This is a genomic window from Geodermatophilus obscurus (genome assembly GCF_900115395.1).
Lineage (GTDB): Bacteria > Actinomycetota > Actinomycetes > Mycobacteriales > Geodermatophilaceae > Geodermatophilus > Geodermatophilus obscurus_B.
In genome coordinates, this window is sequence record NZ_FOWE01000004.1 from 102,692 (window position 1) to 117,173 (window position 14,482).

Annotated in this window: 16 protein-coding genes; 11 read left to right on the forward strand and 5 right to left on the reverse strand. The window is 76.5% G+C overall.

Translation table 11 applies throughout. The annotated features are described in order from the left end of the window. The first annotated feature begins 111 nt into the window (after positions 1–111). On the forward strand, positions 112–1,044 hold the full coding sequence (locus BM165_RS08990; protein WP_075013212.1) for an NAD-dependent epimerase/dehydratase family protein: 933 nt from the start codon (positions 112–114) through the stop codon (positions 1,042–1,044). A gap of 26 nt (positions 1,045–1,070) precedes the next feature. Here the strand turns inward: BM165_RS08990 and BM165_RS08995 are convergent, their stop codons facing one another. Continuing rightward, positions 1,071–1,769, reverse strand: coding sequence for a hypothetical protein (locus BM165_RS08995; RefSeq protein ID WP_075013213.1), 699 nt, complete (start codon positions 1,767–1,769; stop codon positions 1,071–1,073). 322 nt (positions 1,770–2,091) lie between these two features. Continuing rightward, positions 2,092–3,441, reverse strand: coding sequence for a Na+/H+ antiporter NhaA (gene nhaA / locus BM165_RS09000; protein ID WP_075013214.1), 1,350 nt, complete (start codon positions 3,439–3,441; stop codon positions 2,092–2,094). Positions 3,442–3,571: 130 nt separating this feature from the next. Here nhaA and murD point away from each other — a divergent pair, with 130 nt between their 5' ends. The 9 genes from murD (at position 3,572) to BM165_RS09045 (ending at position 11,318) form a co-directional block, all read left to right on the forward strand. After that, positions 3,572–4,942 (forward strand): UDP-N-acetylmuramoyl-L-alanine--D-glutamate ligase, encoded by a 1,371-nt coding sequence (gene murD / locus BM165_RS09005; protein ID WP_075013481.1) that lies wholly within the window; start codon positions 3,572–3,574, stop codon positions 4,940–4,942. Then, positions 4,893–6,272 carry a MurL-like N-terminal domain-containing gene (locus BM165_RS09010; RefSeq protein ID WP_177225157.1) on the forward strand — a complete coding sequence of 460 codons (1,380 nt, stop codon included), beginning with the start codon at positions 4,893–4,895 and terminating at the stop codon, positions 6,270–6,272. Before murD ends, BM165_RS09010 begins: the two co-directional genes overlap by 50 nt. A gap of 46 nt (positions 6,273–6,318) precedes the next feature. Continuing rightward, on the forward strand, positions 6,319–6,774 hold the full coding sequence (locus BM165_RS09015) for a Fur family transcriptional regulator (protein WP_075013216.1): 456 nt from the start codon (positions 6,319–6,321) through the stop codon (positions 6,772–6,774). A gap of 10 nt (positions 6,775–6,784) precedes the next feature. Continuing rightward, positions 6,785–7,906: a CAF17-like 4Fe-4S cluster assembly/insertion protein YgfZ gene (locus BM165_RS09020; protein WP_075013217.1), complete on the forward strand. Its 1,122-nt coding sequence runs from the start codon at positions 6,785–6,787 to the stop codon at positions 7,904–7,906. Continuing rightward, positions 7,903–8,469, forward strand: coding sequence for an RsiG family protein (locus BM165_RS09025; RefSeq protein WP_075013218.1), 567 nt, complete (start codon positions 7,903–7,905; stop codon positions 8,467–8,469). The genes BM165_RS09020 and BM165_RS09025 overlap by 4 nt, the downstream gene beginning before the upstream one ends. Continuing rightward, the gene (locus tag BM165_RS09030) at positions 8,466–9,479 is read left to right on the forward strand and encodes an asparaginase (protein ID WP_083427204.1); all 1,014 of its coding nucleotides are present in this window, start codon (positions 8,466–8,468) and stop codon (positions 9,477–9,479) included. Before BM165_RS09025 ends, BM165_RS09030 begins: the two co-directional genes overlap by 4 nt. A 111-nt stretch (positions 9,480–9,590) precedes the next feature. Beyond that, positions 9,591–10,130: a helix-turn-helix domain-containing protein gene (locus BM165_RS09035; RefSeq protein ID WP_075013219.1), complete on the forward strand. Its 540-nt coding sequence runs from the start codon at positions 9,591–9,593 to the stop codon at positions 10,128–10,130. Next, the gene (locus BM165_RS09040; RefSeq protein WP_075013220.1) at positions 10,127–10,849 is read left to right on the forward strand and encodes a hypothetical protein; all 723 of its coding nucleotides are present in this window, start codon (positions 10,127–10,129) and stop codon (positions 10,847–10,849) included. Before BM165_RS09035 ends, BM165_RS09040 begins: the two co-directional genes overlap by 4 nt. A 184-nt stretch (positions 10,850–11,033) precedes the next feature. Further along, positions 11,034–11,318, forward strand: coding sequence for a DUF2516 family protein (locus tag BM165_RS09045; RefSeq protein ID WP_075013221.1), 285 nt, complete (start codon positions 11,034–11,036; stop codon positions 11,316–11,318). Positions 11,319–11,330: 12 nt separating this feature from the next. Here BM165_RS09045 and BM165_RS09050 read toward each other — a convergent pair whose 3' ends face one another. The 3 genes from BM165_RS09050 to BM165_RS09060 are packed head-to-tail and all read right to left on the reverse strand — an operon-like array spanning position 11,331 to position 13,303. Beyond that, entirely contained in the window at positions 11,331–11,540 is a 210-nt protein-coding gene (locus BM165_RS09050; protein ID WP_075013222.1) for a PspC domain-containing protein, read from the reverse strand. 51 nt (positions 11,541–11,591) lie between these two features. Then, positions 11,592–12,428 carry a spermidine synthase gene (locus BM165_RS09055; RefSeq protein WP_244274147.1) on the reverse strand — a complete coding sequence of 279 codons (837 nt, stop codon included), beginning with the start codon at positions 12,426–12,428 and terminating at the stop codon, positions 11,592–11,594. 17 nt (positions 12,429–12,445) lie between these two features. Further along, the gene (locus tag BM165_RS09060; protein WP_075013224.1) at positions 12,446–13,303 is read right to left on the reverse strand and encodes a class I SAM-dependent methyltransferase; all 858 of its coding nucleotides are present in this window, start codon (positions 13,301–13,303) and stop codon (positions 12,446–12,448) included. Positions 13,304–13,377: 74 nt separating this feature from the next. Here BM165_RS09060 and BM165_RS09065 point away from each other — a divergent pair, with 74 nt between their 5' ends. Then, positions 13,378–14,379 (forward strand): UDP-N-acetylmuramate dehydrogenase, encoded by a 1,002-nt coding sequence (locus BM165_RS09065; protein ID WP_075013225.1) that lies wholly within the window; start codon positions 13,378–13,380, stop codon positions 14,377–14,379. Positions 14,380–14,482 lie beyond the last annotated feature (103 nt).

Genomic DNA, 14,482 nt, shown 5'->3' on the forward strand with positions numbered 1-14,482 from the left:
TCGAGAGCAGTGCACGCAACTGTGAGCACTGCTCTTGACATGGCGGCCACTCGGCGAGATCGTCGTACTCGAACGAGAGCACCGCTCTCGTCGAGAGGACGAGGAGTCGTCATGGCACTGCACGTGATCGTGGGCAAGGGGCCGGTCGGCACGACGACGGCGGAGCTGCTGGCCGCGCGGGGACACCGGGTGCGGGTCCTGTCGCGCAGCGGCGGCGTCTCCACCGACGCGGTCGAGCACGTCCGGGTCGACGCCGCCGACGCCGCCGCACTGACCCGCGCGGCCACCGGTGCCGCGGCGCTCTACAACGCCGTCAACCCCGAGTACCACCGGTGGGCCACCGACTGGCCGCCCGTCGCGGCCGCCCTGCTGACCGCCGCCGAGCGCACCGGCGCGGTGCTGGTGACGATGGGCAACCTCTACGTCTACGGCCGCCCGAGCGGGCCGATGACGCCGGAGAGCCCGCTGGCGGCCACCGACACCAAGGGCCGGGTCCGGCTGGCGATGTGGCGCGACGCGCTGGCCGCCCACGAGGCCGGCCGGATCAGGATGACCGAGGCGCGCGCCGGTGACTTCGTCGGCCCGCAGGTCCCGCCCGCGCACTCGCACCTGGTGCGGCAGCTGGACACGCTGCGCCGCGGCCGGCGGGCGTGGGTGGTGGGCGACCCGGACGTGCCGCGCAGCTGGAGCTACCTGCCCGACGTCGCCGCGACGCTGGCCGTGCTCGGCACCGACGAGCGGGCACTGGGGCGGGCCTGGCACGTGCCGAGCAGTCCGCCGCGGTCCCAGCGCCAGGCGCTGACCGAGCTGGCCGCCGCGATGGGCCGGCCGCCGGTCCCGGTGAGCGGGCTGCCGTGGGCCGCGCTGTCGGCGATCGGCCTGGTCGCGCCGAGGATGCGCGAGATCGTCGACATCCGGCACCAGTTCGACCAGGAGTACGTCCTGGACGCCACGGCGACCACCGAGACGTTCGGCCTGACCGCCACCCCGTGGGACGAGGTCCTCGCCGCGACGGCGGGTGCTCCCGTGGCGTCCCGGGCCTGAGTGCCCGGCCGGCTGCCGGCAGGGTGTCAGGCGAGGCGGTCGACGACGTTGACCGGGTCGCTGTCGGGCGTCACCGGGTCGCCGGGGAGAGCGGGGGCGACCTCGAGCCGGCTGGCGAGCAGGGCGTCGACGGCGGCCACGCCGGCACCGACGTAGGTGCTGGTCAGCGCGGGGTCGGTGACCACGCACCAGGCCCGGTCGGCCGGCCACCACAGGGCGGCGCTCTGCTCCTGCGGCTCGGGGGCGAAGTTCACCGCGGCGTGCTGCACGGGGCCGCGGACGAGCAGCAGGTCGGTGCGGGGGAGCGTGAGGCGGGGGAGGTCGGCGGCGCCGCCGTCGTCCCAGCCGAACCAGCACTCGGCCGGGCTGGTGGTGTGCCGGGCCAGCACCGCGGCGACCTCGCGCGCGACGTGCGCGGCCAGGTGCCCCTCGGCGGGGGCGTCGTTCCACACCCCGGGCTGGTCGGCCTCGCCGAGGTACTCCCAGGAGCCGGTGATGCCCGGCCACTGCATCAGCCGGTGCGGCGTCGTCCCGTTGGCCGCGGCCACCTCGTCCCAGCGGACGTGGACGTCGTCGTCGCCGTCGTAGCGGACGGCGGGGTGGAACACGCGGGCGTGGGCGGCGAAGCCGGCCGGCACGAGCGCCGCGACGGTGTCAGGGGGAGCGGTGCGGACGGCGTCGGCGATCCAGCGGCCGGCCGGCGCGGTGCGCCCAGCGGTCGACACGGCCGCTGCTCCCTCCCCGGAGAACGGACAACCCCCGGGCTGTTCCGCGGCGCCCACCCGGTACGGGAGGCTGCGCGCGGGCCGACTGGACAAGTGTCGGCGGCCCGGGGGTCGGGTGACTGTCCGGTTCTCGCTCGCCGCCGTGCGACGGACGGGCGAAGAGTGCCTCCGCTCGGATTCCACTCCGAACGGGCGGCCCATCTGGACGGCGGCTAGCGGACAGCCACCTCACGAGTCCGATAAGAATTCAATTGTTCGGACCACCTCCCCTCTCGTGTACCTCGACGGTACGACGCCGTTCCGGGCTCGGCAACGACGTTCTTCAGCCGTCAGCGGAACCGCGGCGTGCCGCCGGTCCGCCGGGCGTGTCGGTGTCGCGCTGGTAGACGTCGGGGATGCCGTCGAGGTCGGCGTCGGCCGTCTCCAGCTCCTCGATGCGGCGGTACCGGCGGTTGCGCAGCCGCAGCACGACGCCGGCCAGCAGCGCCGACAGCAGCGTGCCCACCAGCACGCCGACCTTCACGTGGTCGTCACGCTCGCTGCCGAGGCCGAAGGCGAGCTCGCCGATGAGCAGCGACACGGTGAAGCCGATGCCGCCGAGCAGGGCGACGCCGATCAGGTCGGGCCAGCCGAGGTCGTCGGCGAACTCGGCGCGGGTGAACCGCGTGACCAGCCAGCTGGCCCCCACGATGCCCACGACCTTGCCCACGACCAGCCCGACGACGATGCCCAGGGCCACCCGGTCGCCGAGGGACTCGACCAGCCCGGAGAGGCCGCCCACGGTGACGCCGGCCGCGAAGAACGCGAACACCGGCACCGCGATGCCGGCGGAGATCGGCCGGAAGCGGTGCTCGAGGTGCTCGGCGAGGCCGGGCCCGGCGTCCGGCCCGCCGGCCGCGTCGCTGCGCACCACCGGGACGGTGAAGGCGAGCAGCACCCCGGCCACGGTGGCGTGCACCCCGGACTCGTGCACGAACACCCAGGTGAGTGCCGCCAGCGGCAGCAGCAGCCACCACGAGCGGATCCGCTTCTGCACCAGGAACCCGAAGGCGGCGAGCGGCACGAGGGCCAGGGCGAGCCAGCCGGCGGCCAGGGACGTCGTGTAGAAGAGCGCGATGATCGTGATGGCCAGCAGGTCGTCGACGACCGCGAGGGTGAGCAGGAACGTGCGCAGCGCGCTGGGCAGGTGCGTGCTGATCACGGCCAGGACGGCGAGGGCGAAGGCGATGTCGGTGGCCGTCGGGATGGCCCAGCCGCGCAGGGCGTCCCCGCCGCCGAGGTTGACCAGGACGAAGAGCAGCGCCGGCACGGCCATCCCGCCGACGGCCGCGGCGACCGGCAGCGCCGCCCGCCGCGGGTCGCGCAGGTCACCGGCCACGAACTCGCGCTTGAGCTCGAGTCCGGCGACGAAGAAGAAGATCGCCAGGAGGCCGTCGGCGGCCCAGGTGCCCAGCGTCAGGTCCAGGTGCAGCGACGCCGGGCCCACCCGGACCTCGCGCAGCGCCTCGTAGGCCGCGGCCCACGGCGAGTTGGCCCACGCCAGCGCGATGACGGTGCCGATCAGCAGCAGGACGCCGCCCACCGTCTCGCTGCGCAGGACGGCGGCGATGCGGCGGGCCTCGGTCCAGGACCCGCGGGCGAAGACTCGGGTGGAGCCGTGGGGTGCGTTCACGGGGCTGCTCCGGGGTGGGGGGTCGGGTGGGACGCCGCCGACCAGACTTCCCGGCACACCGCCGTGGACCCTACCGGCGCGGGCCCGTCGTCGCCGTCCGTGGACGGGACCGGTCCGTAGAGTGGGCGCCGTGGACCCCCGCCCGGCACCGCCCCCGCGGGAGCGTTCCCTCCGGCTGGCCGGGCTGGCCGGCCGCCGCGTGGGGGTGTGGGGGCACGGCCGCGAGGGCCGGGCCGCCGTCCGTGCCGCCCTGGCCGCCGGGGCCGCCGGGGTCCTCGTCGCCGACAGCCGCCCGGTCGACCCCGCGGCGCTGCCCCTCGGCGTCGCCGCGACCGCCGACGTCGCCGACCTCGCCGGCTGCGACGTCGTCGTCCGCTCGCCCGGGATCAGCCCCTACCGCGAGGACGCCCGGTCGCTGGCCGACCGCACGCTGGTCACCACCGGCACCGGCATCGCGCTGGCCGAGGCCGCGGCGCAGGGCGTCCCGGTGCTGTGCGTGACCGGCACCAAGGGCAAGAGCACGACGAGCGCGCTGGCCGCCGCCGTCCTCACCGCCGCCGGCCGCCCGGCCGTGCACGCCGGCAACATCGGCACCCCGCTGCTCGACGCGGTCCTCGACGGCGTCGGGGACCGCACCCTCGTCGTCGAGGTCTCGAGCTACCAGGCCGCCGCCGTCCCGGACTTCACCGGCCGCGGCGCGCTCACCTCCCTGGCGCCCGAGCACCTGGACTGGCACGGGTCGGAGGAGACCTACTTCCGCGACAAGCTGCGCGTCTTCACCGGCTGCCCGGAGCGCTCGGTCGTGGTCAGCGCCCAGGCGCGGCCGCTGGCGCAGCGGTACCTCGACCCCGCGCAGCTCGTCGACCCCGCCGAGGTGCTGCCCGCCGGCCTCACGGGGCGCGCGCAGCCGGTGCACCTGCCCGGCGCGCACAACCTCAGCAACGTGGCGGTGGCGCTGGCGGCCTGCGCGCTGCTCGGCCTCGACCTGACCGCCACCGCCGACGCCGTCGTCGCCGCCGTCGCGGGTTTCCGCGCGCTGCCGCACCGGCTCGCCCCGGTGGCCACGCTCGACGGCGTCACGTTCGTCGACGACACGCTCTCCACCACCCCGGTGTCGGTGCTCGCCGCGCTCGACGCGCTGGCCGACCGGCCGGTCACGCTCATCGCCGGAGGCCAGGACCGCGGCCTGGACTACACGGGCCTGGCGCGGACGTTGGTGCAGCGACGGGACACCGTCGCGCTGGTCACCGTCCCCGACACCGGGGCGCGGCTGGCCGCCGACGTCCGCCGGGAGGCCGGCGGCGCGGCGGTGCGGCTGGCCGAGACCGCGTCCCTGACCGAGGCGGTGGCGACGGCGGTCGCGACCACCGCGCCGGGCGGCGTCGTCCTGCTCTCGCCCGGTGCCCCGAGCTACAACCGTTTCCGCGACTACGAGGAGTTGGCAGCCACCTATGAGCAGATCCTCGTCGACGCCGGCGCCGAGCGTGTCGGGGCGTCCTGACGTCGGCGCCCCCGGCACCGGTGTCTTCGTCGTCGCCGGCCGCTCCCTCGACCCCGCGACCGGTGAGGCGGCCTTCACCTACCGCCTCGGCGACGACGAGTTCACCGAGCGGCTGACCCTCGACCCGGTGCTGCTGGGCGGCGAGGTGGACGCCGACCGGCTCGACGCCGCCCTCGACCTGGTGCACCTCGTCATGGGCACCAGCTACTACAAGCTCGCCGCGCCCGGCCGGGTCGTCGTCGAGCGGCCGGTGACCGCCGCGCAGCTCGCCGTGGCGCAGGCCGCCTACACCGACGGGCTCGGGGAGTTCGCCGCGGTCAACCGGCTGCCGGTGCCGCACCGCGTCGCGTTCGACGCCGAGGTCCGGCCGGCCGGCCCCGTCCCGCCGGCCGGCACCCGGGGCGCGCTGCTGCCCGTCGGCGGCGGCAAGGACTCCGCGCTGGCCCTCGTCGTCGTCCCCGACGGGACGGCGCTGGCGATCAACCCGACCGGCGCCCAGCGCGACGTCGCCCGCGCCGCCGGGGTCCCGCTGGTCGAGGTGCGTCGCCGCCTCGACCCGCTGCTGGCCGGGCGGACCGCGCAGGGCGGCCTCAACGGGCACGTGCCGGTGACCGCGATCAACTCCGCGATCGCCGCGCTGGTCGCCGTCCTCGGTGGCCACAGCCCGGTGGTGTTCGCCAACGAGCGCTCCGCCGACGAGGAGACGCTCACCGTCGAGGGCGTCAGCGTGAACCACCAGTACTCGAAGTCCCACGCGTTCGAGCGGCTGTTCACCGCGGCCGCCGCCGAGCTCGGCACCGGCTACTTCAGCCTGACCCGGCAGCTGTCGGAGCTGGCCACCGTCGCCGCCGTCGCGGCGCTGCCGCTGCGCACCGACATCCTCAGCTGCAACCGCTCCTACACCCAGCGGCACGTGGGCGGGCAGGCCGAGCAGCGCTGGTGCCTGCACTGCGACAAGTGCCTGTTCACCTTCCTGGTGTTCGCGGTGTTCCTGACGCCGGCCGAGGCGGAGGAGGTGTTCGGCGGGAACCCGCTCGCCGACCCCTCGCTGGCCGACGGGTTCCGCCGGCTCTGGGCGACCGAGAAGCCGTTCGACTGCGTGGGGGAGCGGGCCGAGAGCGCCGCGGCGATGGCCCACCTGGCGGCGAGCCGCTCGTGGGGTGAGGCGCCGGTGGTGCGCCTGCTCGGCGCCGAGGCCGCCGCCGCGGCGGAGGTGACCGGCGCGACCGTCGCCGGATTCCTGCCGCCGCGTGGTGAGCACGGCATCCCGCCGCGGTACCTCGAGTCCCTGCAGCGGGTGCTGGCCGGCGCCCGCAGCGCCGTGGACTGACGGCGACCCGGGCTCCGACCGGCGGGACCGGAACTAGGCTCGCTCCGTGACGACCGAGCACGGTCCGGCCCCGCTGGCCGAGCGACTGCGGGCCCAGGGCCTGCGGCTGACGCCGCAGCGCCAGCAGGTCCTGGCCGCCGTCGCCGAGCTCGACCACGCCACGCCCGAGGCCATCGGCGCGCGGCTGCGCGAGCAGGCCGGGCCCGGCGGCGCGGCGCCGGACACCTCGACCGTCTACCGCACGCTCGAGCTGCTCGAGCGCCTCGGCCTGGTCTGGCACACCCACCTGGGCAAGGGCGCGCCGGTCTACCACGCCTCCGAGCACCCGCACCTGCACGTCGTCTGCGCCTCCTGCGGGGAGATCTCCTCGGCCGACCCTGCGCTGCTCGAGGCGGCGGCGGAACGTCTGGCCGCCGATCTGGGTTTCACCCTGGACGTGGGGCACGTCGCGCTGTCGGGGACGTGCCGCCGCTGCCGAGAGTCCGGGACACCCCAGGAGTGACGGAGCAGTCATGACCACCACCTCACCGCTGGCCACCCGAGCGGGGGCCGTCGTCGCCGAGGGCGCGACCGTCGCCACCCACCACGGCGACCCCCTGCGCGAGCAGCGCCTCCTCGCCGAGGGCGCCGGGGTCGTCGACCGCAGCGACCGCGACGTGCTCACGGTCACCGGCGCCGATCGTCTGACCTGGCTGCACAGCCTCACCAGCCAGCACCTCGAGCAGTTCGCCGACGGCACCGGCACCGAGGCGCTCGTGCTGTCCCCGAACGGCCACGTGGAGCACCACCTGGCCCTGACCGAGCTCGCCGGCACCACGTGGGCCGACGTGGAGCCGGGGACCGGCGCCGCGCTGCACGCCTTCCTGCAGCGGATGGTCTTCATGCTGCGCGTCGAGCCGGTCCTCGTGACCGGGGAGTGGGCGCTGCTGTCGCTCGTCGGCCCGCGTGCGCCGGAGGTGCTCGCCGCCGCGGGCCTCCCGGCTCCCGGGGAGCCCCACGCCGTCGCGGCGCTGCCCGACGGTGGCTGGGTGCGCCGCATGCCGCCGCTCGGCGACGGCGGTGCGACGGCGTTCGACCTGCTGGTGCCCCGCGCCGACGTCGCCGCGCGCGCCGACGCGCTCACCGCCGCCGGTGCCGGTCCCGCCGGGCTCGACGCGTACGAGGCGCTGCGGGTGGAGGCCCGCCGGCCGCGACTCGGCGTCGACACCGACCACCGCACGATCCCCAACGAGCTGGAGTGGCTGACCAGCGCCGTCCACCTCGCCAAGGGCTGCTACCGGGGTCAGGAGACCGTCGCCCGGGTGCACAACCTCGGCCGCCCGCCGCGGCGGCTGGTGCTGCTGCACCTCGACGGCGTGAGCGAGGACCTGTCCACTCCGGGCACGCCGGTGCTCTCCGGTGCCCGCGAGGTCGGCCGTGCCGGCACGGTGGTGCGCCACCACGAGCTCGGCGTCGTCGCGCTGGCGCTGGTCAAGCAGTCGGTGCGCCCCGACGCGGAGCTGACCGTGGGCGGCTCGCGTGCCGTCGTCGACCCCGACGACGCCGCGCGTGGTGACGCGGCCGCGCTCGACGACACCCGGGCCGCCGCCCGCGACCGGGTCCGCGCCGTGCGGTCTGCCACCATCGGGCGGTGACCTCCACGACTCCCGACCCGGTCCCCGCCGGCGGTGCGGCCGTCGACGAGCTGCTCGACCCCGCCTTCCTCGACGGCCTCGAGCAGCGCGTCATGTCCGAGGTGCGGGTGCTGCGCCGCCGGGCCGAGCAGGAGGAGGTCAACCTCTCCTACACGCGGCGGCTGCTGCAGGGCCGGCTCGACATCGTCCGCCGCGAGCTGCAGCGCCGGGCCGAGCACGACGGCCGCTCGCTGGTGGACCTGCTGCCGGAGATCCTCGCCGAGAAGGGCCGCGGCCCCGCACACGGCCTGGGCCGCCACCAGACCGTGCAGCCCGCGGCGCCGGGCGTCTACGAGTCCTGGGTGCACGCGCTGACGCCGGACGTCGACCTCTCCGACGTCGCCTCGCTCCCCGACGCCGACCTCGAACGGGCCGCCCGCGCCCTCGCCGCCGCGGAGGGGGCGCTGTCGGAGCGCCGCCGCGGCGTGCAGCAGGTGATGGACGCGCTCGCCGGGGAGCTGGCCCGCCGGTACCGCAACGGCGAGGCCGACGTCGCCGCCCTGCTCGCCGACGAGGGGCGATGACCTCCTCCACCCCGCCTGGTGCGCGCGACCGTCCCGGCGGCCCGCCCGCGTGGCCGGACGCGCCGGTGCTCGTGGAGGTCGTGCGCTCGGGGTTCCTCGAGTCGGTGCACCGCGGTGCCGTCGTGGTCGTGGGGCCCGACGGCGAGGTGCGCTGGTCGGCCGGCGACGTCACCCGCACGGTCCTGCCCCGCTCGGCGAACAAGCCGGTGCAGGCCACCACGTACCTGGCCTCCGGGTGGCGGCCCGGCTCGGGTGAGGAGCTGGCGATCGCGGCCGGCTCGCACGTCGGCGAGGACGGCCACCGCGACCGCGCCGCCGGCATCCTCGCCGCGGCCGGCCTGGAGCCCACCGCGCTCGGCTGCCCGCCCGCCCTGCCCGGCCACGAGCCCACCCGCGCCGCCTGGCTCGTCGCCGGCCGGGAGCCGGAGCGGCTGGCCTTCAACTGCTCGGGCAAGCACGCCGCGATGCTCGCCACGTGCGTCGCCGCGGGCTGGCCGACCGAGGGCTACCTGGACCCGCAGCACCCGCTGCAGCAGGCGATCGAGGCGCGTCTGGCGGCCGCGGCCGGGGAGCCGGTGGCCGCCGTCGTCGTCGACGGGTGCGGCGCGCCCCAGCACGGCCTGTCGCTGACCGGGCTCGCCCGCGGCGTGGGCTCGCTGGTCGCCGCCCCGGAGGGCACCCCCGAGCGGTCGGTGGCCGACGCGATGCGGGCGCACCCCTGGTACGTCGCCGGCACCGGCCGGGAGGACACCGACCTCATGGCCGCGGTGCCCGGACTGCTGGTCAAGGGCGGTGCCGACGGCGTGCACGTCGCCGCGCTGCCCGGCCTCGGTGCCGTGGCCCTCAAGCTCGACGACGGCGGGGACCGCGGGCGGACGCCGGTGCTCGCCGCCGCCCTGGGCCGCCTCGGCGTCGACGCCGGCGCGCTGTCCCGCTGGGCGTCCACGCCCGTGACCGGCGGCGACGGCGTGGTGGGCGTGGTCCGTCCCTCGGCGGTCCTGACCGGCTGAGCGGCCCGGGCGGCCCGCCGTCCAGCCGACCCGCCGCGTGTGAGGCGACTCACGGGGCAGTGCCTGCCCGAGCGCTTGCAGTTGCTAGCACTCCTGGTTACCGTCGAGTACGTGCAGACCCCCGGCGAGTTCGTGAGCGGTCAGGTGAGGTCGGTCCGCGAGAAGGTGGACCAGCTCGCCGGCAGCGTCGCGGACACGGTCGCGGCCGAGGCCCAGCAGGTCTCGACCGTGCGCTCGCAGGTCGGGGAGTTCATCCGGGAGCAGCGCAGCGCTGCCCGGGTGTCCCTGCGCGAGCTCGCCCGCACCGCCGGGGTGAGCAACCCCTACCTGTCGCAGGTGGAGCGGGGGCTGCGCAAGCCGTCGGCGGAGATCCTCGCCGCCATCGCCAAGGGCCTGGAGATCTCCGCCGAGACGCTCTACGAGCAGGCGGGCATCCTCGACCGGCGCGCCGGCAACCCCGACACGGTCGCGGCCATCCGGTCCGACGACCACCTGTCCGAGCGGCACAAGGCCGTCCTGCTCGAGCTGTACGAGACCTACGTCCGCGAGCACGCCACGACCTCCCCCGTGCCCGTCCGCCCTCCCCGGGACCACACCCCGCAGGACGGCGAGCCCGGGGACGACACGACCCCCTCCAAGGAGACAGCATGACCACCGCCACCACCCTCCTCGAGCAGGTCGCCGAGCGCGGCCGCACCCCGCTGCTGGTCGCCGTCGGCGCCGGTGACCTCGCCGTCGAGCAGGCCCGCACCGTCCTCGCCACGCTGCGCTCGCGCGCCGAGGCCCTCCCCGGTGAGGCCCAGGTCCAGGTCGACCTGGCCACCAAGGAGGCCCGCACCCGCGCCGAGCTGGCCGCCGACCGCGCCCGCGGTCTGGTCACCGTCGTCCGCCCCGACGCGGTCGTGAACACCGTCACCGGGCTGGTCGAGCAGGCCCGCACCCAGGCCGCCGGCACCGTCGAGGCCCTCGCCGAGCGCGGCGCCGACGTCCTGCAGGAGCTGCGTCGTCAGCCGGGCTTCCGCCGCTTCGCCGCCAAGGCCGAGGCCGTCGTCGACACCGTCGAGGACGCCGTCGAGGAGGTCATCGAGGAGGCCGCCGAGGCCGTCACCGAGGCCTCCGACGAGGTGACCTCGCTGGTGCAGAAGACCGCCGCCCGCACCACCAAGGCCGCCGAGCGCGCCGAGGCCGCCGTCGACCAGGTCGCCGACCAGGCCAAGGCCGCCATCGAGGACACCGCCGACGCCGCCGACGAGGCGACCGCCAAGGCCGCCCGCAAGCCGGCCAAGCGCACGACCGCCGCGCGCGGCAAGGCCACGACGGGCACCTCCGCCCGCGTGAGCCGCGCCCGCACCACCAAGACCACCGACTGAGGAAGGACCCTCCTGCACCCACCGCCCGCGAGTCCGCGGCGGGGCCCTGCAGGAGGGCCACGACCCAGGGTCACGAGCCAGGGCCCCGGAGCTGCCTCGAGCGCTCCGGGGCCCTGTCGCGTCGTGGGGTGACTTCCCCTCGCGGAGAGCCCCCTCGCCTTCTCCGGCGGGTACCCTGCCGGTCATGTCCTTCGACGGGATCGTGCTGCTGGCGCTGTACTACGCCACCCTGGCGCTGACCGTCTGGGCCTTCGCCGACGCGGTCGTGCGTCCCGCGGCCGGCTACGTGGCGGCCGGGAAGCTCAGCAAGCCGGCCTGGGCCGCCATCACCGCGCTGGCCGGGGTGGTCATCTTCACCCAGGGGCCGATGACGTTCCTCGGCCTCCCCGCGGTCATCGCCGCCGTCGTCTACCTGGTCGACGTGCGTCCCGCGGTCCGCGGCGTGCAGCGGGGCAACGGCAACTGGTGAGCCGCCGGCCGGTCAGTACCGGTCGTCGCGGGGCATGAACGCCCACAGCACCAGGTAGGCGATGAACTGCGGCCCGGGCAGGATGCACGAGATCACGAAGGCCAGCCGCAGACCTCCGGTCGAGATCCCGTAGCGGCGGGCGATGCCGGCGCACACGCCGGCGATCATCTTGTTGCGGGTGTCGCGGGCGAGGCCGCGCGGAGCCGGTGCGGGATAGGTCATGTCCCGACCCTAGGCGCGGCCGCGGCCCCGGGGCATCGGGGAAGACCCTGGTCAGCGGTTGAACACGCCCGGAGGTGGCTCCGGGGAGGCGACCGCCCCGGCGTCGGTCACCGGCCGCGCGTCACCGGCGAACCGTGCCAGGTCCTCCCCGGCCACCACCCGTGCCGGCATCGGGTCGCCCGCGCAGCGCCGGGTCAGGTCGGCCACGGGCAGCGGGGCGTCGGAGGCGACGGCGACCAGGTTGCCGAAGCGCCGTCCCCGCAGCGTGCCGGGCTCGGCGAGCAGGCAGACCGAGCCGAACACCGCCTGCAGCGTGGCCACCTGGCCGCGGGCGAAGCGCAGCGGCGGGCCGTCGGCGACGTTGGTGGTCAGGACGCCGCCGGGCCGCAGCACCCGGCGGGCCTCGGCGGCGTACTCGACGGTGGTCAGGTGCGCGGGCGTACGGGCCCCGGCGAAGACGTCGCTGACGACGACGTCGGCGCTGCCGGTGGGCAGTGCCGCCAGCCCCGCGCGGGCGTCGGCGGCGCGCACCCGGACCCGCGCCCCCCGGGGCAGGGGCAGGTGGCTGCGGACCAGGTCGGTCAGCCGCTGGTCGACCTCGACCACCCGCTGCCGCGAGCCCGGCCGGGTGACCGCGAGGTACCGGGCCAGGGTCAGCGCCCCGCCCCCCAGGTGCACGGCGTCGACCGGCCGGCCCTCGGGCGCAGCAAGGTCGAGCACGTGGCCCATCCGGCGGACGTACTCGAACTCCAGGTGGGCGGGGTCGTCGAGGTCGACGTGCGACTGCGGCGTCCCGGCGACCACGAGCACCCACGAGCCGTCGCGGTCGGCGTCGCCGAGCAGCTCCGCGGTACCGCCGTCGACCTCGGTGGGGCCGGGTGGGACCACCTCCGGCCGGTCCCTCCTCACCGGGGCGCCACCGCCGACCAGCGGACGGTCAGCTCCCCGTGCCGCCAGCGGCGGGTGGACCCGACCAGCGGCCAGCCGTCGTCGGCCAGGGCCTCGACGGCGGCCACCCACCGCTGCCGGGGCCCGAACGCCGACAGCCCCGCCGCGGCCGCCCAGGCGGCGTCGAGGGCCCGCAGCAGCTCGTGCACGGGCTGCCCCGGGACGTTGTGGTGGATCAGCGCCTTCGGCAGCCGCTCGGCGAGGTCGGAGGGCCGGTCGAGGTCGGCGACGCGGGCGGCGAGGGTGAGGGTCAGCGGGCCGTCGGCGTCCAGCGCCACCCAGGTCGCCCGCCGTCCCCACTCGTCGCAGGTGCCCTCGACCAGCAGGCCACCGGGGCCGAGGGCCGCGCACATGGTCTCCCACGCGCGGGCGGCCGACTCCTCGTCGTACTGGCGCAGCACGTTGAACGCGCGCACGAGGACCGGCCGCAGCCCGGCGAGCTCGAAGCCGCCGACGCGGAAGTCGACGCGCGGCGGGTCGCGGTCCTCGGCGACGGCGGCGACGCGGGCGGGGTCGATCTCCAGCCCGACGACCTCCAGCCCGGGCACCTCGGGGCCGAGCCGGTCGGCCAGCTCCAGCGTGGTCACCGCCGACGAGCCGTAGCCCAGGTCGACGACGAGCGGGCGGGCGGCGTCGCGCAGCCGCGGGACCTGCGTGGCGAGGAGCCAGCGGTCGACCCGGCGCAGCCGGTTGGCGTTGGTGGTGCCGCGCGTCGGCAGGCCCAGCGCCCGCGCCCGCCCCGCGGCCAGGCGCGGGACGGCCTTGCGCGGGGTGAGGCTCGCCCGGCGCTTGTGCTCGCTGCCGCCGTCGCTCACCGGTGCCGAGGGTAGTCCGCGCCGCTGGTCCGTGACGGGCCGAGCCGTTGGCGGGGCATGGCTACCGTGGGGGAGTGCTGGTCCGCTCCGACGCCCGTCTCGCCGACCTGACCACGCTGGGGGTCGGCGGCCCCGTCGAGCGGCTGGTCGAGGTCACCGACGCCGCCGACCTGGTGGCGGCGGTCCGGGAGGCCGACGAGGCGGGCCGGCCCCTGCTGGTCCTCGGCGGCGGCTCCAACGTGGTCGCGCCCGACGAGGGGTGGGCCGGCGACGTCGTCGCGGTGCGCACCCGCGGCGTCGAGCGGCGCGGCGACGTCCTCGAGGTGCAGGCCGGGGAGGACTGGGACGACCTGGTCGCCCTCACCGTGGAGCAGCAGCTGGCCGGCATGGAGGCACTCTCGGGCATCCCCGGCTCGACCGGCGCGACGCCGGTGCAGAACGTCGGCGCCTACGGCCAGGAGGTCGCCCAGACGATCAGCGCGGTGCACGTCTACGACCGCGCGGAGAAGAGCGAGCGCACGCTGACCCCCGGGGACTGCGCCTTCGGCTACCGCGACAGCCGGCTCAAGCGGGAGCCCGGCCGCTTCGTCGTCCTGCGGGTGGACTTCGCCCTCGACCCCGGTCCGCTGTCGCGCCCGGTGGGCTACGCCGAGCTGGCGAAGCGGCTGGGTGTGGAGCTCGGCGGGCGGGCGCCACTGGCCGACGTCCGCGCCGCGGTGCTGGACCTGCGGCGCGGCAAGGGCATGGTCGTCGACCCGGCGGACCCCGACACCCGCAGCGCCGGCTCGTTCTTCACCAACCCGGTGGTCCCGGCCGCCCAGGCGGTGCCCGGGTGCCCGAGCTGGCCGGCCGGCGACGGGCGGGTCAAGCTCAGCGCCGCCTGGCTGGTGCAGTCGGCCGGGTTCGCCCGGGGCACCCGGCAGGGCCGGGTCGGGACGTCCTCGCGGCACAGCCTGGCGCTCACCACCGAGCCCGGGGCGACAGCGGCCGAGCTGATGGCCTTCGCCGACCGCGTGGTCGACGCCGTCCGCGAGCGCTTCGGCGTCACCCTGGTCCCCGAGCCCCAGCGGCTGTAGCGCGCCGAGATCACGTGATCTCGGCGCTCCCTGCCGTCTATCGCGGTCGAGATCGCGCGATCTCGACGTCCACGCGGGCCGTAACGGTCGAGATCACGTGATC

Bases quoted from the DNA above. Each gene is read 5' to 3' on its own strand.
- BM165_RS08990 (WP_075013212.1), top strand. From the start codon at position 112: ATGGCACTGCACGTGATCGTGGGCAAGGGGCCGGTCGGCACGACGACG.
- BM165_RS09020 (WP_075013217.1), top strand. From the start codon at position 6,785: ATGACCACCACCTCACCGCTGGCCACCCGAGCGGGGGCCGTCGTCGCC.
- BM165_RS09050 (WP_075013222.1), bottom strand. From the start codon at position 11,540: ATGACCTATCCCGCACCGGCTCCGCGCGGCCTCGCCCGCGACACCCGC.
- BM165_RS09045 (WP_075013221.1), top strand. From the start codon at position 11,034: ATGTCCTTCGACGGGATCGTGCTGCTGGCGCTGTACTACGCCACCCTG.
- BM165_RS09030 (WP_083427204.1), top strand. From the start codon at position 8,466: ATGACCTCCTCCACCCCGCCTGGTGCGCGCGACCGTCCCGGCGGCCCG.
- BM165_RS09040 (WP_075013220.1), top strand. From the start codon at position 10,127: ATGACCACCGCCACCACCCTCCTCGAGCAGGTCGCCGAGCGCGGCCGC.
- BM165_RS09010 (WP_177225157.1), top strand. From the start codon at position 4,893: ATGAGCAGATCCTCGTCGACGCCGGCGCCGAGCGTGTCGGGGCGTCCT.